Here is a 21,421-nt window from a genome sequence, read left to right on the forward strand (position 1 = left end):
GTAATTCATATCGTTTGTGGTGAATATATTTTAAGTTTACTTTATTGTTATAAACTCATATTACTAACTTACCATTTTTCTTCTCCGACATCTTCGCCCCAATCAAACTCTTCTTCTTCATATCTTCCGCCATCTGCTACAAATTGTCTCAGACGTTCCTTATATGAATTAGGTTTTTCTACTATAATTTGATTAGGTTTTACTTTCACGATAAGTTCATCACCAATTTTCATGCCTGCTTTTTCAAGTATTTCTTTAGTGACACTGATAAATTGTCCATTGTCATTTTCATATACTTTAGCAGATTCATTGTTCATCGATTCACTCACGGATATCACTCCTTTATCATGCTATCAAAGATATAATAACACAAAAAGAACACCACATATAGACGGACTATACGTGGCGTTTATACCTTACACCAACACTTCTGTTTTATTTTCTACGCATTGTTGGACTGATACTGCTACTTGATCGACGACTCTTTTTTCTAATGAATTTGGTATGACATAATTCGCATTGAGTTCGTCTTTATGAATGGTTGCTGCTATGGCTTTTGCTGCTGCTATTTTCATTTCTGTTGTAATATGTTGTGTCTTGGCATCTAATACACCTCTAAATATACCAGGGAATGCTAACAGATTATTAATTTGATTTGGATAATCTGAACGACCTGTTCCAACGATTGCTGCACCCGCTTCATACGCTTCTTCCGGATAAATTTCTGGTGTTGGATTCGCTAATGCAAAGATAATTGGATCGTTGTTCATTGATTGAACATGTTCTTTTGATAATGCTTTTGGACCTGATACGCCGATAAATACATCAGCATCTTTAATAACATCTTCTAAAGTTCCATGGATATTATCAAGATTTGTATATTCAGCAATTTCTCTTTGTGCATCATTCAACCATTCTTCTGATTTATTTAAGACGCCTTCTAGACTAACGAGCGTAATGTTTTGATAACCCGCTTCTAGCAATAATTTCGCAATCGCAATACCTGCTGAACCTGCGCCATTTATAATGATTTTCGCATCTTTTTCTGCTTTATCTACAACTTTAAGTGCATTGATAAGTGCTGCAAGTACGACGATTGCTGTTCCGTGTTGATCGTCATGAAATACAGGTATATCTAATTCTTCTATTAAACGCTTCTCTATTTCAAAGCAACGAGGTGCTGAAATATCTTCTAAATTGATACCTGAAAAATTAGGTTGTAACGCTTTAATGATTGAGATGATTTCTTCAGTATCTTTCGTGTCTAATGAAATTGGAAAAGCATCAACATTCGCAAGTTTTTTAAAGAGAATGCTCTTACCTTCCATAACAGGAATGGCCGCTTTTGGACCGATATCACCTAAACCTAGTACTGCTGTCCCATCTGTAATAACTGCAATCATGTTACCTCTTGCAGTCAATGTATTTACTTTTGTTTCATCTTCAGCAATTGCTCTACATACTGCAGAAACACCTGGTGTATAGACAACACTTAAGTCTTCTTCTGAAGTCACATCTACTTTGCTCGTGATTTCAATTTTACCTGCGCGTTCTTGATGTAAATTTATAGATTCACCGTATTCATTACTTTCAGTCATTTTTAATTACTCCTTATTTATATATATTTAGCTTAATAATTTTAATAATAGTGATGCTAAGATTACGGTAGATACACCACCGATTCTAGTAGCCACTTGTGCAAACGGCATTAATGCCATACGTTTAGATGCTGATAATATCGCAACATCTCCTGTACCACCTAACCCACTATGACAACCTGTTACGATTGCTGCATCAACAGGATACATCTTCATTAATTTTCCTACGAAATATCCAGATAACATCATGACGAAAACAACTGACGCACATACGATAACGTATGCTGGTGTTACAATCTTCACAACATCTTCTAACGGAATATAAAGCATACCGAGACCGACCATTAACGGCCAAGTTAAACTTGTTGAAATAAATTTGTATAAATTATGCGCACCGTCTTCCATTTTGTGTGGCATCACTTTAAGACACTTAATTAATGTTGCAAATAAAATCATAATAACCGGTCCTGGGACACCAATGAATTTCTGACCAAGCGTACCAACAATAAAGAATGTACAAGCAATAAGTAAACCTGCACCCATTAGTGAGAAATCAATGACTTTCTCTTTCTCTTCATGAACTTCATTACCATCTTCATTTTTTACTAACTTCCCATTTCCTGAAAGATGTTTTTTCTTTTCACCTAAACGCATCATAAGTCCCGCACTAACAACTGCAAAAATATTCCCAATAACAGCTGCTGGAATCATTTGTGATACGAATGATTCTGCTGATCCACCTAAAATAGATGAATATGCTATAGATAATGGAAGTATCCCTTCACCAATACCGCCACCGATAATTGGAACAACGATATAGAAGAAAGTATGTTGTAAATCATATCCAAACAACAATCCAACTAACATACCTGCTACGACAGCTAATACTGTACCCACTATTAAAGGCACAAACATGCGTGTGAAACCTTGAATTAACATTTTTCTATTCATGCCTAAAATACTGCCGACTACTAAACAAGAAATATAGAAATACAAGAAATTAGATGTCTTCATCAAAGTCGTAACGGCTTCCATTGAAGATGTATTAATCACATTTAGAAATACTAGAATAGAAGGTACGAGCAATGCTAATATAGCTGGTCCACCTATTTCTTTTAATATAGGAATTCTCTGCCCTAAATCGCCAAGCAATATTCCTAAAATCATAATGACAGCAAATCCACCAATCATATCTGCTGGTAACGTATTATATACAGATGCTGTTAATATAATTGCAGCTAAGACAATGTATAACGGTAATGGTAATACACCAATTTTAGCTTTCATTAATTTTTCCCATAAGCTTTTTATATTATTTTGGATAGGTAACTCACTCTCGGTAACCGCTTCCAAATTGGTCTTCGTATTCATTTTTATCCCCCTTAATTGATATAAATTCATTTTATGAAAACGCAACCAAAAATTATAGCTTATGAAATTTTAATTATCTTTTTGTAATTAAAAAAACCAAACGAACCGAATCGTTTGGTTTTTTATTGAGATATATCATGACATATATCCTTGTAAATATTTTAAGTTGTCTTTGTTTAACTTGTAGAAGTATATCGGTCGGCCAATACCATACGTTAAAGACTCTTCTAACACTTCAATATCGGTTAAGAATTTTAAATACTTTCTGACAGATACTCTTGAAATATTAACTGCTTTAGAAATATCATCTGTTGAAAATGCATGATCTTCAAAGTCATTCATCTTCTCAATGATACTTTGTAACGTTTCTTTTGTGACACCTTTTGGCAATTTCAGTTCTGAATCATCTGTAACAACTTGTTTATTCAAGAACTCTGCATCAATATCTGCTTGTTTAATTTGATGATTACCTTTAAAGAAAGTCTGTCCTTGTTTGTATTTAAGTAAAGACTGCTTAAATCGTTCAAATTCAAATGGTTTAATTAAATAATCTACTGCACCATATCTGAAGGCTGTCTGAATATCTTCAGCATCTGTAGCAGCTGTTATCAATATCGCATCTACTTGATAACCTTGCTCTCTTACATATTTCAAAAAAGTTAAGCCATTTTCTTCTGGCATGTATATATCTAACAATAATAAATCGATTGTCTTTGACTGAATGACTTCCATTGCTTCTGTTACATTCTGTGCAAAATCAACTAACGCTTCAGGATCTACTTTTTCTATAAATTGACGATTGATTTGCGCAACCATTGGGTCATCTTCAACTATAAGTATATTTAACATTTATCTTCGTCCTTTTTCGGATAGTTTATAACAACTGAGAACTGTACATTTCCTGCTTCATGCGCATTGATTGATATTTGACCATCAAGCTTTTCAACACTTTGTTGAACGAGGTGTAAACCATACCCTCTATTCTCTCCTTTAGAAGAAAAGCCTTTTTCAAATATATGTTCATCTAGTTCATGATTGAGCCCTATGCCTGAATCTATTACATCTATCATTAACTGATCTTGTTTATAGTTCAAGTGTACGTCAATTGTTTTCTTTTTAAGTGATGATGATACTAATGAGTCTATACTATTATCAATTAAATTACCGATAATAGTAATCACTTCATGTGTAATATGTGAATCTTTCGGTTCTGGTATCGTAGCATGATTCACAATAGAAAGCTTGATTTGTTGTTCGCGTGCCAGACTAAGCTTACCAATTAAGAAACCAGCTAGTGCAGCATCTTTAACTTTCGATGTGATATCTCCACTTTCTTGACTACCGAGTTCAACAATTTCACGTATGTACTGTTTTAAATCATCGTAATGTTCCATCTGCAACATACCAGAAATCACATGCAATCTATTACTAAATTCATGCGATTGAGCTCTTAACGTATCTGCATACGTCCGAACGCCTACCAACTGCTCTGATAATTTATGCACTTCTGTCTTATCTCTAAACGTTGATATCGCACCTACAATGTCATGATTCACAATCAATGGTACTCTATTCACCAATATCTTCACGCCATTAATATCTTGTTCTTTATCAAGTTCAGGCTTTCCAAGCTCAACAATCTTAGGCAATTGTGTCGAAGCCATATAATCATTAATTGGCATACCTATAGGATCTCCTTTAAGACCTGCTTTCTTAAAAATATCCATTGCAGACTTATTGACCAGATTAATTTTACCTTCTTTATCAACTGCCACAATCCCTTCATGAACAGACTGTAACATCGTATTCCGTTCACCTAGAATTTTCGCGATATGTGAAGGTTCAAGCCCTAACAAAATACGCTTAATATAAATCGATAATAAATACGCACCAATAGCACCGACAATTAAACCAATCACAGATCCAATAATAATTTTCTTATTACCATCCGCTAAAGCCTCGTATACCGTCTGCATAGGCACACCAACCGATACCGCACCAACTTGTTTGCCATCAGCATATATAGGCGTAAAAGCACGCATCGTTAAACCAAGCGTACCTTTCGCAATAGAAGAACTAGCCTTACCATGTAAGACCTCTCCTTCATCGCCACCTTTAAAATGCTTACCAATCAACTTCTCATTCGGGTGAGACTTTCTAATGCCATTCATATCCATCACTACAATAAAACTCACGTCCGTTGTTTTTTGAATCTTAGACGTATAATCTTGGATCTTATGATCATCACTATTCTCAGCCAAAGACTTCTGCACAACCTCAGAACCCGCAATCGCCTTACCAATAACCTCCGCCTTCTCCTTTGTCGTACTATGAATCGTATCCTTAATCGTATTACTGATCAATAAACACGTAATTAATAAAGAAAATAACACTACAATACAAACCACAATAATCACAAGCGTACTCAACTTTAATCTTTGCTTCTTCAAAACATAACCGCCTTTAGTAAACATTACAAATGTCATTAATTATTAAGAATATATCATATTCTTAGTTTTCATATAATAAATCATAGGAAATTATCTAAAGTTGAATTTTTATGGATCGTAATTTTACATTTTATTAACCTTGAGAACAATTTTTGATAAAATATATAGACAAATATCATAATTTTTGGAGGTAATATTTTGAAAAAACAAATCGAAGTTGTAGGTGCAATTATCTTTAATGATGATAAGATACTTTGTGCACAAAGAAATGAAAATATGAGTTTACCTCTTATGTGGGAATTCCCTGGCGGTAAAATAGAAAAAGGTGAATCTGAAATAGAAGCTTTAAAACGTGAGATCAGTGAAGAAATGTTATGTGATCTTGAAGTTGGTGATAAAGTTACTTCTACTTCATATGAATATGACTTTGGAATTGTTAACCTTCATACATATAAATGTAAATTGAAAGAGAAAATGCCTACACTTACTGAACATAAAAATATTCAATGGCTTGATGTTAAAGATCTTGAAACTTTAGAATGGGCACCAGCCGATATACCTGCTGTCAAAATCATTGTAGATGAGGTATAAATATGAACAATTTATTAGAAGACTTTAATCAGTCGCTACACAAAGGGTTTATAGATCGTACAATTTCACATAAAGGTAATTTCATGCCGAAATTATTGGTTAATAATAATGAAGAAAATGTACTTTCTACTATTATTAATGAACTACATAAATGTAAGACATTCACGATTTCAGTCGCTTTTATCACAGAAGGTGGATTAGCAAGTTTAAAATCGCATCTATATGATTTAGACAAAAAAGGTGTTCGAGGTAAAATTATTACTTCGAATTATTTAGGGTTCAACACGCCTAAAATGTATAAAGAATTATTAAAGCTTAAAAATGTAGATGTAAAATTAACTGGTGTTAGTGGATTTCACGCTAAAGGTTATGTATTTGACCATGAATATTATTCGTCCATGATTGTCGGAAGTTCTAATTTAACTTCTAATGCTTTAAAAGTTAACTACGAACATAATATCTTACTTTCTACTCAAAAGAATGGGGATCTCGTTTATAATGTTAAAGCTCAATTTGATGAACTATGGCATAATAGTACGCCTCTTTCTGATGAATGGATTCAAGACTACGAGAAGACATATGACGCGCGTAATTTAAAAGAAGCCTATCGTATTACAGAGCAACAAAATGAAATCCAAAGAAATATTGATGAAGCAGTTAGAATCGAACCTAACATTATGCAAAAAGAAGCTTTACATTCATTAGCTGAACTCAGAAAAGAGCATAAAGATAAAGCATTGATTATTTCAGCTACTGGTACAGGAAAAACAATTCTCTCTGCATTAGATGTGAGAAGTTACAATCCTAATCAATTTCTTTTTATCGTTCATAATGAAGGTATTTTAAAAAGAGCCATTCAAGAATTTAAAAAAGTACTACCATTCGCACAAGATGAGGACTTTGGCTTATTAACAGGGAAACAAAAGAATACTAGTGCTAAATATTTATTTGCAACGATTCAAACATTATCTAAAGAAGATGTTTTTAGGCAGTTTGATGAAAATTACTTTGATTATATCGTTTACGATGAAGCACACCGATCAGCTGCCTCATCATATCAAAAGGTATTCAATTACTTTACACCTGATTTTGTACTTGGTATGACAGCAACACCTGAAAGAACCGATAATTTAAATATATTTGAAATGTTCGATTACAACATTGCTTATGAAATTAGATTACAAAAAGCGCTGGAAAGTGAAATACTATGCCCGTTCCATTATTTCGGTGTCACAGACTACGTTCATAATGGGCAATCTACAGATGATTACAGTAGTTTAGCAGATTTAACTTCTGATGAAAGAGTTAAACATATTCTAGAAAAGACACAATACTATGGCTATTCTGGTGATACGCTTAGAGGACTTATTTTCGTAAGTAGAAAAGACGAAGCATGGGAACTCGCTAAAAAATTAACAGCTCTTAACGTACCTTCGCTTGCATTAACTGGTGAAGATAATATGGATAAACGACAAGAAGCAATCGAACAACTAAAATCAGGAGAAATCAATTACATTATTACCGTTAACTTATTTAACGAAGGTATTGATATTGCACCTGTAAATCAGATTGTCATGTTAAGGGAAACAGAATCAAGTATTATCTTTATTCAGCAGCTTGGTAGAGGTTTAAGAAAAGCGGAAAGCAAAGAATATTTAACGGTTATTGATTTCATAGGTAACTATAAGAAAAACTACCTCATTCCAGTCGCATTATCTGGTGATCAATCACAAAATAAAGATAATTACAGAAGATTTATAGCGGATAATACTGCATTAACAGGTGTTTCTACTATCAATTTTGAAGAAGTAGCTAAGAAACAAATATATGATTCACTGAAACAAGTCAATTTGAGTTCAGCAGCTCACATTAAACAGGCTTTTAATGAAGTTGAACAAAGAATTGGTCGAACGCCATTATTAATGGATTTCATTAGACAGAATTCTATAGAACCTAGCGTGATATATTCTAGTGATAGTACTTATAATAACTATCATGAATTCCTCGTCAGATTTAAGAAAATTGAAGACACATTAACTAAAAATGAAAGTCTCAACTTAACATTCTTGTCTCGAGAAATCGCACCAGGCTTAAAAAACGTTGATTATACAATTTTAGAAGCTATTATGAGAAGACCTCATAAAATACATGAGCTACTACCAATCGCACAACAAATTGATTCAAACGTTACAAACGATGACATTCAAACAACCTTAAAAATTTTAGACCATCGTTTCTTTAGCGTTACAATAAACAAAACGTATGGTAACCCTATTATCAACATAATCGATGATGAAGTTAGACTGACTGATACATTTTCAGCAGCACTAGAAAAAACAGAGTTCAAAACATACGTTGATGACATTATCGAATTAGCTAAATACAATAATATGGTTCATCACGGTAGCCAAAACGGCCTACTACTGTATAACAAATATACAAGAAAAGACTTCGTTAAATTACTAAACTGGAAATCTGATGAGTCTGGAACAATTAACGGCTATAAATTCGGAAATAATACTTTACCAATTTTCATTACATATCATAAACAAGATGATATCAGTGATAATACAAAGTACGAAGATGAATTCCTAAGCCCTGACGAACTCAAATGGTTTACAAGAAGTAATCGTACATTAGAATCAAAGGAAGTCCAAAAAATCCTAGCACATCAAGAAAATAATATAGACATGTATATCTTTGTAAAGAAAGAAGACGTGGCAGACGGGAAAGAATTTTATTACCTGGGAAAAGCCCACTACAATAAAGATTCAGCAGAACAAACAATCATGCCAAACGCTAAACAACAAAATATCGTCACAATGACATTATCTATGGAATCACCTGTAAAAGACGAAATTTATAGATATATCATAGAGGCGTAGGAAAAAGTCTAGGACATTAATGTTCTGGACTTTTCTATAGTATGAACCACTCTCATTGTTAATCACCCGCTTCTTGTACTTTAACTAAATTATATTAAATACTCTTTAATTTGTGCTATGAGCATTAAATTATTACAAAAAAATAACCATTCCCAACTATTAATCAAGTTTACGGAATGATTGAAATTATCTTTATTTTAATATAAGCAAGTTCGAAAGATGGTGGCTAATCTCTATTTCAAGGGTGATGCCTATGATGTTGGTTTTTGATCCTTGAAAGTAGTAGAATGACTGATTATGAAATTCTAATGGTTGTCATATCAATCATTGGTTTAATATTAATAAGCAACAATCAAAAAGTAACCATCTCTAACTTTGGACAGTTAAATGGTTACTTTTTAATCAACTAACTAGCCACTTTCTTTCGAACGGGCTAACTGGCCAACGTGTTAGTGTACGTCGCCATTTTATAGTTATATTATACAATAATCCGTAATATTATGTCTATAACAACCAAAAATTATGTTACAAATACTGGTAATTTGGTATAATATAACAGAGCAAGTTGGATTGATGGTGGCTAATCTCAGTATAGAGTGAGGTGGTGCTTATGAAAGTATCAACAAAATCTTTAGAAAGGAGACGCCTTTAGTGATTCCAATTGTTGATGCAATTAAGCTGATGATAGATTTCGGTACTTTTATCGTAGTCTTAATTGGCTTAGTCATTACAATTGTGAAGTTAAACACAAAAAAGTAACCATTCCAACTTTTGACGGAGTTCTGGAATGATTACTTATTATTGTTCTAAAAACTTCAGTCACCGTCTTTCGAACGGGCTCATCGGGCAACGTGTTCGCGCACGTTGTCCTTTTTCATTTACATAATATCATAATTTGGTATATTTTGTCTATTTTCTATGTTCTTTTAGTTCTTAACACCTATCTCTCTTTAAATCGCATTATTGCTAAATTTAAAAAGACACTTGCTGCTTTAGAGATATCAAAATGCTTATTATATGCAATTGCTACTGTGTTCTTATAAACGAACTCATTTAATTTGAAATACTTTACGTTTTGATGTGATGATTTCATTTTTACACTTGCTGGTACGACTGTTATGCCTAATCCTTCGTTTACTAAGTAAAGTGCATTATCTACATTAATGGTTTCTACTATTGTTTGTGGCTTCAAATCATGATCTTCAAAAAATGTATCTGTCACTCTGCGTAATGTCATATTGTTCTTAAGTAGTATAAATTTTTCTCGATTCAATTTATTAATCGCAAATGGTAATTTATGTTCTGAAGATTGTATATATTTCGCTAATGGATTCTGGTCTGGGATGGCTAAGTACAATGCTTCTGTATATAACGTCTCGTAGTCTATTTCTTCATTATTGATAGGTAATATGGTTATGCAAATATCTATTTTATGTTCTGCAAGTAGCACTTCTATTTGATTCGCACTGTCTTCTATTAATTCAACTTCGATACCTGGATAGTTCTTTATAAATTCAGGCAAAATATTATATAAAGTATGTGATGCTAGAAATGGGTTCACCCCTATTTTTAAGCGTCCTTTTTCTAAATTGGCGATTTCTTGTAATTCATAAGCCATTTTTTGAGAGATGTTCTCCATTTCTTCTGCATAAGCTAAATAACGTTCTCCTGCGTAAGTTAATGTTAAAGGATTACTTTCTCTATCAATGAGTTTAACCCCTACTTCTGATTCTATATCTTTCAAAAATTTACTTAAATAAGGCTGTGAAACGTATAAATGTTTAGCTGCATGAGAAATGTTTCCAAATCTCACAATAGCCTCTAAATATGATTTAGCATGTAATTTGTTCATAGGTTCATGTCCCCTTTATGTCTATCTTTATAAGCGTAACCCCTTATGATACTTGCTTTCATACACCTCTATAACTAATTAGTTATCACGCTAATAACTAAACAAGTCTTTTACTTCAGGCGATTTCAGGCGAATAATAGTATATGTAATCACATAAATCGTAATTGTTATAGGGGGATTTTATGGAAACAATAGGTACGATTGGCATCATTATAGGTATCCTCTTCATTATTTATTTATCAATGAAAGGTTATTCTATTTTGGTTATAGGGCCAATAGCTTCAATCATTGTTATTCTAACAAATGGCTTACCGTTCTTTAATTCTTTAGTCGGTACCGAAGAATCGTATATGACTGGTCTCGCCGGTTTTATTATTAGTTTCTTTGGTGTATTCATTCTAGGTTCACTACTTGCGAAGTATATGGACCAAAGTGGTGCAGCACAATCTATCGCTGAAAAAATCATTAGCAAAGTTGGTACAAACAATCCTTATTCTATATTAGTAGCAATCTTCTTAATTACTGCTATTTTAACATATGGTGGCATTAGCCTGTTTGTTGTTGTCTTTGTTATTGTGCCTTTAGCTAAACCATTATTCAAGCAATTAAATATCGCTTGGAACTTAATTGGTATTCCAATCATGTTAGGTTTAGGTACATTCACGATGACGATGCTCCCTGGTACACCGTCAGTACAAAACGTTGTCCCTACTAAATATTTAGGTACAACATTAACAGCGGCACCTTTATTAGGTATTATCGGTGCAGTTGTCGCAATAGTATTTGGGTTATGGTATATGAAATATGCATTAAATAAAAGTCTTAAAAAAGGTGAAACATTCGATGACTTTAATGTCGAACAAGACGCTTCTGATCAATCTAAAAATAAAACACCGAACTTTTATTTAAGTATTTTACCAATTATCGTGTTAATAGTAATTAATATTGTGGGTAGTATATTAAGAGTAGACAATGTTATTCTGATTGGTTTAGCAGTGTCTATTATCTTATCAGCTATACTATTTTATCAATATATTCCTAAACAAAAAGCAATTATTAATGATGGTGCAGTAAGTTCTATCTTACCAATGTTCTTAACCGCTTCAGCTATCGCATTTGGTACTGTTGTCACGTTAGCACCAGGATTTGATGGTATTAAGACTTTCATCTTAAATATACCAGGCAATCCATTAATTAGTTTATCAATCGCATCTGCATTATTTGGTGTGATAACAGGATCTGCATCTGGTTCACTAGGTATCGTAATGCAAGCATTCGGTAAACAATATGTTGATATGGGACTCGATCCAGATGCTATTCACAGAGTAGCTACAATGTCTTCATCAATATTCACAGTTATGCCGCACACAGGCGTTGTATTAACATTCTTCGCTTTAACAGGCTTAACACACAAAAACGGCTTTAAATATTTATTCATTACAAACACAGGTGCAAACTTACTCGCACTTATCGTTGTTATTTTAGCATCAATTATTCTATAAAATTCAGGAGGTTTTACATTATGAGAAACGTAATCGTAACAGGATCAGGACAAGGTATTGGATATGCAATCGCACAAGCTTTTGATAAAGAAGGTGACCGTGTATTTATTTTTGATATGAGTAAAGAAGTTGCTGATAAAGCAGCACAATCTTTAAACAACGGTGTCGCTTATCAAGTAGACGTAACAGATGAACCAACTATTGAAAAATCAATTAAAGAAATCACTGAACAATATGGTCCAATAGATGTACTTGTTAACAATGCAGGTATTCAATTTATTTCTAAAGTAGAAGACTTCCCATTAGAAAAATGGAACCAAGTTATCGGTGTTATTCAAACAGGTACATTCTTAATGACTAAACACGTATTACCAAGCATGAAACAACAGAAAAAAGGTCGTATCGTTACAATTTCATCAGCACATGGTGAAATGGCAGACCCATTCAAATCAGCTTACGTTGCTTCTAAATTCGCTCAAATTGGATTTGCTAAAACAGTAGCACTTGAAGTTGTAGCAGATGGTATTACTTCAAACGCTGTATTACCAGGACCAGTTCGTACTGCTTTAATTGAAAATCAACTTGCACACTTAGCAGAACAAGACAATTCTACTGAACAAGAAGCAATGGAAAAATACATTACAGGTAAAATGCCAATGAACCGTTTATTAGAACCATCAGAAATTGCAGATACTGTCATATTCTTAGCATCAGACGGTGCTTCAGCAATTACTGGTGAAACAATCAGTGTATCAGGCGGTTCTAACGCATAATTTATAAATAAACAAATTATCTAAGGAAGTGTTCAAATGGCTAATTTAAAAGATCAATTAATTGGAACTTGGAAATTAGTAAGATATCAAGATGAAACTGAAAACGGAGAAATCTTTTTCCCATTAGGTAAAGATGCAACAGGATTTATCATGTATAACCCAGACGGCTATATGTCAGCACAATTAATGCAACAAGGCCGTCCAGCATATGAATCAGGAGATTTACACACAGGTACACAAGATGAAATGGCTACAGCAGCACACGGATACGTAGCATATTCAGGTAAATTTGAATTAGATGAAGAAAATTCAACAGTGTACCACACAATGGAAGTAAGTATGAACCCAACATGGTTAGGAGAAACACAACCAAGAATCTTCACATTAGAAGGCGATACACTAAGTATCATAAACGGTAACGTTCCCAACCAAAAACTCGTTTGGGAACGTGTGAAATAATTAAATAATAATGATGAGAAAACCGGGACTAGTATGGCAGTCCCGGTTTTTTCTGTTTTGAGATGGGTGATTGGGGCTGGAGATGGAGTGGCTGGTGGATCTTTTAGGGAGGCTGATGGATCTGGGGCGGATTGGCAGTAGATTGGATTGGCGGGTTGGCGGAGAGAATTAGGAAAAGTGGGCGCTATGTTGCTAGATTGGAGAGTCTTGCAACATACAGGAGCTCTATGTTGCTAGTTTGGATAGTCTTGCAACATACAGGCGTTCTATGTTGCTTGTTTGGAGAGTCTTGCAACATACAGGCGTTCTATGTTGCTTGTTTGGAGAGTCTTGCAACATACAGGCGTTCTATGTTGCTAGATTGGGGAGTCTTGCAACATACGGGAGTTCTATGTTGCTTGTTTGGGGAGTCTTGCAATATACGGAGCGCTTATTTATCTTGTTTGGGCAGTCTTGATAAATACAAGCCCGCTATTTATCTTGTTTCGCCAGTCTTGATAAATACAAGCCCACTATTTATCTTGTTTCGCCAGTCTTGATAAATACAAGCCCGCTATTTATCTTGTTTAGGTGGTCTTGATAAATATAATGTCCTGAACATTGCTAGTCACACTCCACTTGCAATATTCAGACCTCCAACACCCCCATTCCGCCCTGCCCACCTTACATTCTCGTTAGACCTTCCATACATTTCTATTGTATAATTATGGTATTAATTTTCGCTCGGAGGTAATTTTCATCTGTGTCTAAAATGTATTTTTATGTAAAAGTTAAGCGCTTGGATGGACGTGTTCTGAACTATCAATTGCCTAATGATTTACAGGAAGCGATGCGTATATATCGAAAAGAAAATCCGAAGACTTGGACTAAGATGTTCAAACATGCTTTAATCAACATTCCTTTAGAACCATATAGCGCAAAGAATCATTATCGACCATTAATTGGTGTTGGCTTAATTAAAAATGTATTCTATCTCAATAAACCAAAAGCACTGCGCACAAGAGGTCAGTTTCTAACATTTGATAATTGGTCAAAGAAAGGTTGGAAACACTTTTGGAGAAGCTCTGCTTTTTTAAGACACGATCATAAATTGAAGTCTAAGATTAATATCATGTATCAATACTACCAATGGAAAAAATGGCATAAAAAAATAAGCTAACTATATTCGCAGTATAGTTAGCTTACACCTATTAAGGTTTGTTTGGTATTCACAATCCACCTGTGAGCCTTTACTTATTAACCATCAGTTCTCTAACCGGAGCCTGATGGTTATTTATATTACTTCTAAATTTTAACACATTTTTCTTAACTTATACAAGTAAAGTTACACTATAGATCAACCCACTATCTCTCATCATTTCACCGACTGTTCTAAGCTATTCGGTAAAACATTTCCTTGTTGTTCTATATTTAATTCTTCTTTGAGTTGTTTATTGTACTGCTGCTTTAGTGTTGACTCATATTTATGTGACCATTGTTTTAGACTGACGTAATACAGAACGCCCACTACTATGACGAGCGCTACGACCATTGGCCAGAATAATGGTGAAACGATATTCTCCTGTGAGGCTAATCCTATCGGTGAGAACAATACGAATGTAAAGACCATTGACCCAAATAAGACTACTGTCACTGGAATGGTATATTTCCATGGTGTCATATCTACTTTAGGATTTGGTTTGAATTGATAAGGTGTACTTAATGGCTTAATTGCTCCAATAACAATCATTAAAAGTACTTCAATGACAAACAATAATCCTTGTATGTAAATAAAGTTTATCGCCATCTCATAATGGAAAAACATCGGCAAGCCCCATATGAGTAAATAATAAACAATGACATGTGAAATAATCACGATTTTAGGTCCGATAGCTGGAATTCTTTTTGAAAATATCCCTACCAGTACGATTGCGATGATAGGTATGTTAAAGAATCCTGTAAACTGACGAATGATTGTCCATAAGCCTTGTGGTGCATTCATTAACATGGGTGAAATAAAGAATGTAATAAGCGCCAAGATGACGCCGAACCATTGACTCACTCTGATCATTTGTCTATCAGTCGCTTCTTTATTGATGAGTACTTTATAAATATCGTAAACAAACAATGTTGATGCACTATTGAGCAACGCATTAAAGCTTGAGAATACTGCACCTAATAGTACAGCTAAAAAGAAACCATTTAAAAATGTCGGAAAGACATCTTTAGTTAAAGTTGGATAAGCTAAATCCATATTCTTTAATCCTGAACCGTATAAATGATATGCGATAACGCCTGGTATCATCATTAAAAATGGTACAAGAATCTTAAGAAAACCTGTAAATAACGCACCTTTTTGACCTTCTGCTAAACTTTTCGCTCCGAGTGTTCTTTGAATCACATATTGATTCGTACCCCAGTAGAATAAATTAGCAAAAATCATACCTGTAAAAATCGAACCAAATGGCACGTCATCTTGTTGTGAACCGATTGAATTAAGCTTTTCTGGATGTTCTGTAGCAATTGTCTTCATGCCAGCTAACATATTGCCATCACCAAGTGCAATAAATCCAAGTATCGGAACCAGTATTCCGACAATCAACAATCCGATACCATTTAATGTATCTGAAATTGCAATTGCTTTTAACCCACCAAGAACTGCATACAGCATTCCGATAATGCCGATCACCCAAACGATGATCCAGATTGATATTTCATATGTAATGCCAAACATATTGGGTATATCAAAAATTTGTATCACAGCTAATGAGCCTGAATACAGTACTGAAGGAATGGTAATGAAACCATAACCCACCATAAATAACACGACAATTAATAGTCTCGTTTGATGGTCGAAACGCGTATTTATAAATTCAGGAAGCGTCGTAAAGGCGCCTCCTAAATATTTGGGTAATAGAATGGTCGCTAATATAATGACTGAAAATCCAGCAGTTACTTCCCATCCCATACTTGATAAGTTATTCTGATAACCTTGTCCGTTTAATCCTATTAATTGCTCGGCAGATAAATTGGTAAGAATTAAGGCACCTGCGATAAATCCGCCGGTTAACCCTCTTCCACCTAAGAAAAATCCGCCAGAACTATTTACAGTATTCTTCGTCTTATAGTAAGAATACCAAGCGACAATACCGATAAAGAATGCACATGAAACAAGTGTAAAAGCTACATACATATTGTTGACCACCTCTTCAGAAGAATAACAGCTTTAACTGTTTTAATCGTTCTTAACTATGTTGCTTTGCATAACTTAATCCAATTTTTTCTCGTAATGTTCCTTCGTTATAATCTTCTTGTACTAATCCTCTATCTTTTAATATTGGAACCACTTTATCTACAAATAATTGGAATTGTGTAGGATTGAGTGGTGCCATAATATTAAAGCCATCAGCAGCACCTTTCGTAAACCATTCTTCCATTCTATCTGCAACATCTTCAGGTGTCCCAACGATAATATGATGACCTCTTGCGCCAGCTACATGTTTCATAACATCTTCAAGTGTAGAATGATGTTTCTTAGCTGTTTCTTTAATCAAATCAACACGACTTTGAATATTGTTTCCTTGGTCGATTTCAACATCCTCAAATGGTGTATCTAATTCATATCCACTTAAATCTGTATCACCTAAATAAGAAGATAGTAATTCTAATCCCATTTCTTTCGGAATCAAATCTTGCAACTCATTATAATTCTTTTCTGCCTCTTCTCTCGTTTCACCAATAAACGGGAATATTCCAGGCATAATCACAACATCTTGGTGATCGCCTCTTTTTTCTTTAACTTTACGTTTTAAATTTTCAGCAAAACGCACAGCTGCATCCACATCATTTTGAGCAGTAAATACAACTTCTGCATACTTAGCCGCAAAATCAATGCCTTTCTTAGAAGAGCCAGCTTGCACAAGTAAAGGATGACCTTGAGGAGGTTGTTCAATATTTAACGGCCCTTTAACACTGTAAAATCGTCCTTTATAATCAATCGTCTTAGGTTGATAATCAGGCAATAATCTACCTTCATCGTGTAACTTTTCAGGATTCACATCTTCCCATGAATGCCATAACTGTTTAGAAACTTCTACAAATTCATCCGCTTGCTCATACCTTAAATCATGATCCACATTATTTGTTCCATTGAAATTCGATGCAGTCGCATTAATTCCAGAAGTAACAATGTTCCAACCAGCTCTACCATTACTATAATGATCTAAAGAAGCAAAGATTCTTGCTAGATTGAACGGTTCAGAATATGTCGTTGAACCCGTTACAATTAGACCCAAATGCTTCGTTTCTCTAGCTACAATAGACATGAGTGATAAAGGTTCGAAAAATGAAAACATATCAGGATGTGTCTTCTTATCTACATACAAACTGTCTGATACAAACAAGAAATCAAACTTAGCCTTTTCCAAAATCTTTGCCTGTTCAATCGTCTTCTCTAAATTCATACCACCCTTTTTGATAGACTCAGGATGTCTACTACTCGCAACATGATGTCCAAAACCTGTTAAAAAATATCCTAATTTCATTCTTTTCATCTTTGTTCCCCTCCATTATTTATTATTCCGATTGGATTAATAAGAAATATCTTACCATTGTCTATTTATAGAGTCAATTTACAATTTTCAAAAAATTTATTTTTAAAAATAAAAATACCTACCAACATCAATTATTGGTAGGTATAGATAAATTCAATTTATATAAAAAGTCGAAAACTTATTTTTTCTTCTTTTTCTCTTCCATAATCGCAAGAATAATAAAGCCAACAATGAATACAGGAATGAATGCAGCAATAAACATCATTTGAAACACCTCTTATCTTAATATTCTTTATATCATGCTTATCATACCAAGAAATAAGATAAGGTCATAGTAAACAAGTGTGGTTGGATGGGAAATTAATATTTACTACGACGCAAACATTCTAGATAAGGTGTTGAGTATGTTATCTAAATCTTTTTCATTGATTTCAACGTCTTCGGCTACGTAATTTTCTAATATAGAGAGTACTGAAGCGACATATGCTGCGATGATAATATCAATATGTGATGAATCATATATATGCCCTGATTCTTTAATATGTTGTTTGATACCTTCTGACATATTCTTTTTTAATATATTTTGTATAGATGCTTTCTTATTAGATATCACTTGAGAAAATGCATCTTTATATTTATCTACAATTTTTATCAATTCTTTTAAACACTTCTCTGGCGAGAGTGTTATATCTGTAAAAACTGCTTCATGTTCTATGATGTAATCTAAGCATGATGACAACAAATGATATTTGTCTTCAAAATGGGCATAAAAGGTTGTTCTGTGCACCATTGCTTCATCACAAATTGCCTGTACTGTTATTTCATCGAAACTTTGTTTTTCTAACAATGTGATAAGTGATGTGTGCAATAGCTTATATGTCTTTTGTACTCTTAAATCCCATTTATTATATGATTTCATTTGTAAATCCTCCTTTGTATTCATTCTGGCATTTATGATTTTTTAATGAGTTCTGCCAAAATTTTATTAATGCTTTCAATATTTTTACTTTGTTGTTTCAATATATCCAAAATTTCTTCTTTATTTTGTTCATCGACTTCAATATGCTGATCTATTAATGGACTATTGATATGCATATTTGTTTCGGGTGTAGGTTGATGATATGTTTGATTTTGCTTAGCTGTATGTTCTAAATCACGACCTTCGATATCAATATGAGGAATCAGTTTGCTTAACCACGCTGGAACAAACCATGTTGCTTTTCCTAATAAAGTTGTAAGTGCCGGAATTAATGTTAATCGTACTATAAATGCATCAAACAATACACCTAAAGCTAATGACAGACCCATTGATTTAATAATTGGATCTTCTTGGAATACAAATGCGATAAATACTGAGAACATAATCAATGCTGCTGCAACGATGACTGGACCACTCTTTTTAATACCTAATTTTACGGCCAGTTTATTATCTTTAGTCTTATTATATTCTTCATGTATTCTCGACATTAAAAATACTTCGTAGTCCATTGCTAGTCCAAATAATAAACTGATGAGAATAACAGGTAAAATCGCAAATAATGGACCTGGTGTATCAATACCAAATAGTTCTGACATGACACCATCTTGCATAATAAGTGTTGTGACACCCATACTTGCTAATAGCGATAGTATAAATCCTAATACAGCTTTTAGAGGTACGAGTATAGATCTAAATACAACCATTAATAAAATGAACGCTAGTGCGACTATGACGCTCGCAAATAGTGGAATACTCTTATTGATTTTCTCTGCCATATCAATGTTGATTACACTTTGACTTGATACTTCCGTTTTGAAGTTATAATCTTTTTTAGCATCATCATTATAGTCTCTTAAATCATGTACTAATTGATTCGTCGTTTCATCATTTGGTCCTTTTTCTGGAACGATAATTACTAAAGCATAATCTTTATTCTCACTCATCATAGGTGGTAAGACAGTATCAACATTTTTGATGTCTTTTACATCTTTCGTTAAACTTTGTAAATCTTGTTGAAGTGCCTGCATATCATCTTTTTTATTTTTGACATTCACAAGCATCGCGATTTGACCGTTATAACCTTCACCGAATTTATCAGAAATAATGTTGTATGCTTTATGTTGTGTCGTATGGCTAGGATTCATGCCATCATCAGGAATACCTAAACGCATATCTTTTACTGGAATAATCGCTAATACAATGATGATTAAACCTACAAGAATAGCCAATAACGGCTTATTAACAACGAATTTTGACCAGAATGAATCTGCATCATTTTTATTTTGAACGTTCTGTTTATTAGGTTTAATATGCTTATGGAATATACCAACTAATACAGGTACTAACGTAATCGCTGTTAACATAGCAAATATGACGCTAATAGCTGCAACTAAACCTGTAGTCGTTAAGAAATCGATGCCTAACACTGATAAACCTAATACAGCAATTAAGACTGTAACACCTGCAAATACGACTGCACTACCAGCAGTTCCCGTTGCTAAACCGATTGCTTTTATTGTGTCAGGTTCATCTCGTTTAATCTCTTTATATCTCGAAAGAATAAACAATGCATAATCTATGCTTAATGCTAAACCAATCATAACAGCAAGTGTTAACGTTACATTTGGGATATCGAATGCTAATGTAAATAGCGATATAATGCTCACACTTGTACCTAATCCTATAATTGCACTGAGAATTGGTAAACCTGCAGCGATTAATGACCCAAATGTTATTAATAAGACGATAAACGCTACTGCTACACCTACTATTTCAGAAGTAGCACCTACATCTGTAGTCTTCATACCTGTTCCAGTATATTCAACTTGAACATTATATTTATCTTCTAAATCATTAAATTTATCTTGTACTTTATCTCTTGAATCATCTGATAATGCCGTTGCAGATACATCATAATAAACTTCTGCTATAGCTGTTGTCTTATCAGAACTAATTTGTTTCATTTCATATGGATCAGATATTCTATCGACTTTTTTGTCATCATCTTTAATACTCTTCAATGAATCTTGAATATCCTTTGAAATATCAGGCTTAACAATGCCCTCTTTATCTTCTGATTTTATAACGACACGAATTTGTGCCTTATCACTATCTTGATTAAAATGATCTTTAATTTTATTATTCGTATCGACTGATTTTAAATCATTCATCGTTAAATCATTATCAAACTTAGGGTTCGTAAGTAACATTGGTACTAATACTGATAAAAGTATAACCAACCAAATAGTAGCCCCCCAACCTTTATGTTTAGCCATAAAAGTCCCTATTTTATACAATACATTTGCCATAATCTTCCTCCTAATTTCGATTGTAGTTTAAACTATATTGACATAACTACAAGATAATGGAGTACTCACTTAAATAGTAGAGATAATTAAGGGCAAAATGTAAGATAAACTACATTAGAG

At 33.6% G+C, this 21,421-nt stretch carries 18 protein-coding genes; 8 read left to right on the plus strand and 10 right to left on the minus strand.

Going from position 1 to position 21,421, the window contains the following annotated elements:
• Window positions 1-68: 68 nt before the first annotated feature.
• From LQ622_RS09250 to dcuS, 5 genes are all read right to left on the minus strand, one after another.
• Window positions 69-329 carry an AbrB/MazE/SpoVT family DNA-binding domain-containing protein gene (locus LQ622_RS09250; RefSeq protein WP_239762302.1) on the minus strand — a complete coding sequence of 87 codons (261 nt, stop codon included), beginning with the start codon at window positions 327-329 and terminating at the stop codon, window positions 69-71.
• Window positions 330-416: 87 nt separating this feature from the next.
• Entirely contained in the window at window positions 417-1,598 is a 1,182-nt protein-coding gene (locus tag LQ622_RS09255; protein WP_239775001.1) for an NAD(P)-dependent malic enzyme, read from the minus strand.
• A 27-nt stretch (window positions 1,599-1,625) separates the two neighbouring features.
• Window positions 1,626-2,969, minus strand: a complete 1,344-nt coding sequence (locus LQ622_RS09260; protein WP_239762304.1) for a 2-hydroxycarboxylate transporter family protein — start codon at window positions 2,967-2,969, stop codon at window positions 1,626-1,628.
• 135 nt (window positions 2,970-3,104) lie between these two features.
• Window positions 3,105-3,818, minus strand: coding sequence for a response regulator (locus tag LQ622_RS09265; RefSeq protein ID WP_037589138.1), 714 nt, complete (start codon window positions 3,816-3,818; stop codon window positions 3,105-3,107).
• The gene (gene dcuS / locus LQ622_RS09270; RefSeq protein WP_239762305.1) at window positions 3,812-5,419 is read right to left on the minus strand and encodes a DcuS/MalK family sensor histidine kinase; all 1,608 of its coding nucleotides are present in this window, start codon (window positions 5,417-5,419) and stop codon (window positions 3,812-3,814) included. The genes LQ622_RS09265 and dcuS overlap by 7 nt, the downstream gene beginning before the upstream one ends.
• A gap of 198 nt (window positions 5,420-5,617) precedes the next feature.
• Here dcuS and LQ622_RS09275 point away from each other — a divergent pair, with 198 nt between their 5' ends.
• The 4 genes from LQ622_RS09275 (at window position 5,618) to LQ622_RS09285 (ending at window position 9,654) form a co-directional block, all read left to right on the plus strand.
• Window positions 5,618-6,010 (plus strand): (deoxy)nucleoside triphosphate pyrophosphohydrolase, encoded by a 393-nt coding sequence (locus LQ622_RS09275; protein WP_239762306.1) that lies wholly within the window; start codon window positions 5,618-5,620, stop codon window positions 6,008-6,010.
• A gap of 2 nt (window positions 6,011-6,012) precedes the next feature.
• A complete protein-coding gene (locus tag LQ622_RS09280; RefSeq protein ID WP_239762307.1) occupies window positions 6,013-8,895 on the plus strand; it encodes a DEAD/DEAH box helicase in 2,883 nt (960 codons plus the stop codon).
• Between the two features lie 287 nt (window positions 8,896-9,182).
• Window positions 9,183-9,305, plus strand: coding sequence for a hypothetical protein (locus tag LQ622_RS15065; protein WP_275589903.1), 123 nt, complete (start codon window positions 9,183-9,185; stop codon window positions 9,303-9,305).
• A gap of 241 nt (window positions 9,306-9,546) precedes the next feature.
• The gene (locus LQ622_RS09285; protein WP_078099944.1) at window positions 9,547-9,654 is read left to right on the plus strand and encodes a putative holin-like toxin; all 108 of its coding nucleotides are present in this window, start codon (window positions 9,547-9,549) and stop codon (window positions 9,652-9,654) included.
• A 181-nt stretch (window positions 9,655-9,835) separates the two neighbouring features.
• On the opposite strand, the gene LQ622_RS09290 is transcribed toward LQ622_RS09285, so the two are convergent.
• Entirely contained in the window at window positions 9,836-10,747 is a 912-nt protein-coding gene (locus LQ622_RS09290) for a LysR family transcriptional regulator (protein ID WP_126477410.1), read from the minus strand.
• Between the two features lie 182 nt (window positions 10,748-10,929).
• Between LQ622_RS09290 and LQ622_RS09295 the strand changes: the two genes are divergently transcribed.
• From LQ622_RS09295 to LQ622_RS09310, 4 genes are all read left to right on the plus strand, one after another.
• The gene (locus LQ622_RS09295) at window positions 10,930-12,249 is read left to right on the plus strand and encodes a GntP family permease (RefSeq protein ID WP_037589132.1); all 1,320 of its coding nucleotides are present in this window, start codon (window positions 10,930-10,932) and stop codon (window positions 12,247-12,249) included.
• A gap of 17 nt (window positions 12,250-12,266) precedes the next feature.
• Window positions 12,267-13,022, plus strand: coding sequence for an SDR family NAD(P)-dependent oxidoreductase (locus tag LQ622_RS09300; protein WP_037589131.1), 756 nt, complete (start codon window positions 12,267-12,269; stop codon window positions 13,020-13,022).
• A gap of 36 nt (window positions 13,023-13,058) precedes the next feature.
• Window positions 13,059-13,481: a lipocalin-like domain-containing protein gene (locus LQ622_RS09305; protein ID WP_037589130.1), complete on the plus strand. Its 423-nt coding sequence runs from the start codon at window positions 13,059-13,061 to the stop codon at window positions 13,479-13,481.
• A gap of 751 nt (window positions 13,482-14,232) precedes the next feature.
• Window positions 14,233-14,640 (plus strand): DUF7679 family protein, encoded by a 408-nt coding sequence (locus tag LQ622_RS09310; protein ID WP_037589129.1) that lies wholly within the window; start codon window positions 14,233-14,235, stop codon window positions 14,638-14,640.
• Between the two features lie 195 nt (window positions 14,641-14,835).
• Here the strand turns inward: LQ622_RS09310 and LQ622_RS09315 are convergent, their stop codons facing one another.
• The 4 genes from LQ622_RS09315 to LQ622_RS09330 form a co-directional block, all read right to left on the minus strand.
• A complete protein-coding gene (locus tag LQ622_RS09315; protein WP_239762308.1) occupies window positions 14,836-16,653 on the minus strand; it encodes a solute:sodium symporter family transporter in 1,818 nt (605 codons plus the stop codon).
• 52 nt (window positions 16,654-16,705) lie between these two features.
• Window positions 16,706-18,013, minus strand: coding sequence for an LLM class flavin-dependent oxidoreductase (locus tag LQ622_RS09320; RefSeq protein WP_239762309.1), 1,308 nt, complete (start codon window positions 18,011-18,013; stop codon window positions 16,706-16,708).
• 370 nt (window positions 18,014-18,383) lie between these two features.
• Complete coding sequence (locus LQ622_RS15070; RefSeq protein ID WP_037589126.1) at window positions 18,384-18,932, minus strand: TetR/AcrR family transcriptional regulator; 549 nt, start codon at window positions 18,930-18,932, stop codon at window positions 18,384-18,386.
• A 32-nt stretch (window positions 18,933-18,964) separates the two neighbouring features.
• The gene (locus tag LQ622_RS09330) at window positions 18,965-21,301 is read right to left on the minus strand and encodes an MMPL family transporter (RefSeq protein WP_239762310.1); all 2,337 of its coding nucleotides are present in this window, start codon (window positions 21,299-21,301) and stop codon (window positions 18,965-18,967) included.
• Between the last annotated feature and the right edge of the window lie 120 nt (window positions 21,302-21,421).

It is taken from the genome of Mammaliicoccus sp. N-M50 (genome assembly GCF_022386995.1).
Taxonomy (GTDB): domain Bacteria; phylum Bacillota; class Bacilli; order Staphylococcales; family Staphylococcaceae; genus Mammaliicoccus; species Mammaliicoccus sciuri_A.

Bases quoted from the DNA above. Each gene is read 5' to 3' on its own strand.
- LQ622_RS09330 (WP_239762310.1), bottom strand. From the start codon at position 21,301: ATGGCAAATGTATTGTATAAAATAGGGACTTTTATGGCTAAACATAAA.
- LQ622_RS09305 (WP_037589130.1), top strand. From the start codon at position 13,059: ATGGCTAATTTAAAAGATCAATTAATTGGAACTTGGAAATTAGTAAGA.
- LQ622_RS09290 (WP_126477410.1), bottom strand. From the start codon at position 10,747: ATGAACAAATTACATGCTAAATCATATTTAGAGGCTATTGTGAGATTT.
- LQ622_RS09310 (WP_037589129.1), top strand. From the start codon at position 14,233: ATGTATTTTTATGTAAAAGTTAAGCGCTTGGATGGACGTGTTCTGAAC.
- LQ622_RS09315 (WP_239762308.1), bottom strand. From the start codon at position 16,653: ATGTATGTAGCTTTTACACTTGTTTCATGTGCATTCTTTATCGGTATT.
- LQ622_RS09255 (WP_239775001.1), bottom strand. From the start codon at position 1,598: ATGACTGAAAGTAATGAATACGGTGAATCTATAAATTTACATCAAGAA.
- LQ622_RS15065 (WP_275589903.1), top strand. From the start codon at position 9,183: ATGACTGATTATGAAATTCTAATGGTTGTCATATCAATCATTGGTTTA.
- LQ622_RS09280 (WP_239762307.1), top strand. From the start codon at position 6,013: ATGAACAATTTATTAGAAGACTTTAATCAGTCGCTACACAAAGGGTTT.
- LQ622_RS09320 (WP_239762309.1), bottom strand. From the start codon at position 18,013: ATGAAAAGAATGAAATTAGGATATTTTTTAACAGGTTTTGGACATCAT.
- LQ622_RS09265 (WP_037589138.1), bottom strand. From the start codon at position 3,818: ATGTTAAATATACTTATAGTTGAAGATGACCCAATGGTTGCGCAAATC.
- LQ622_RS15070 (WP_037589126.1), bottom strand. From the start codon at position 18,932: ATGAAATCATATAATAAATGGGATTTAAGAGTACAAAAGACATATAAG.
- LQ622_RS09295 (WP_037589132.1), top strand. From the start codon at position 10,930: ATGGAAACAATAGGTACGATTGGCATCATTATAGGTATCCTCTTCATT.
- LQ622_RS09260 (WP_239762304.1), bottom strand. From the start codon at position 2,969: ATGAATACGAAGACCAATTTGGAAGCGGTTACCGAGAGTGAGTTACCT.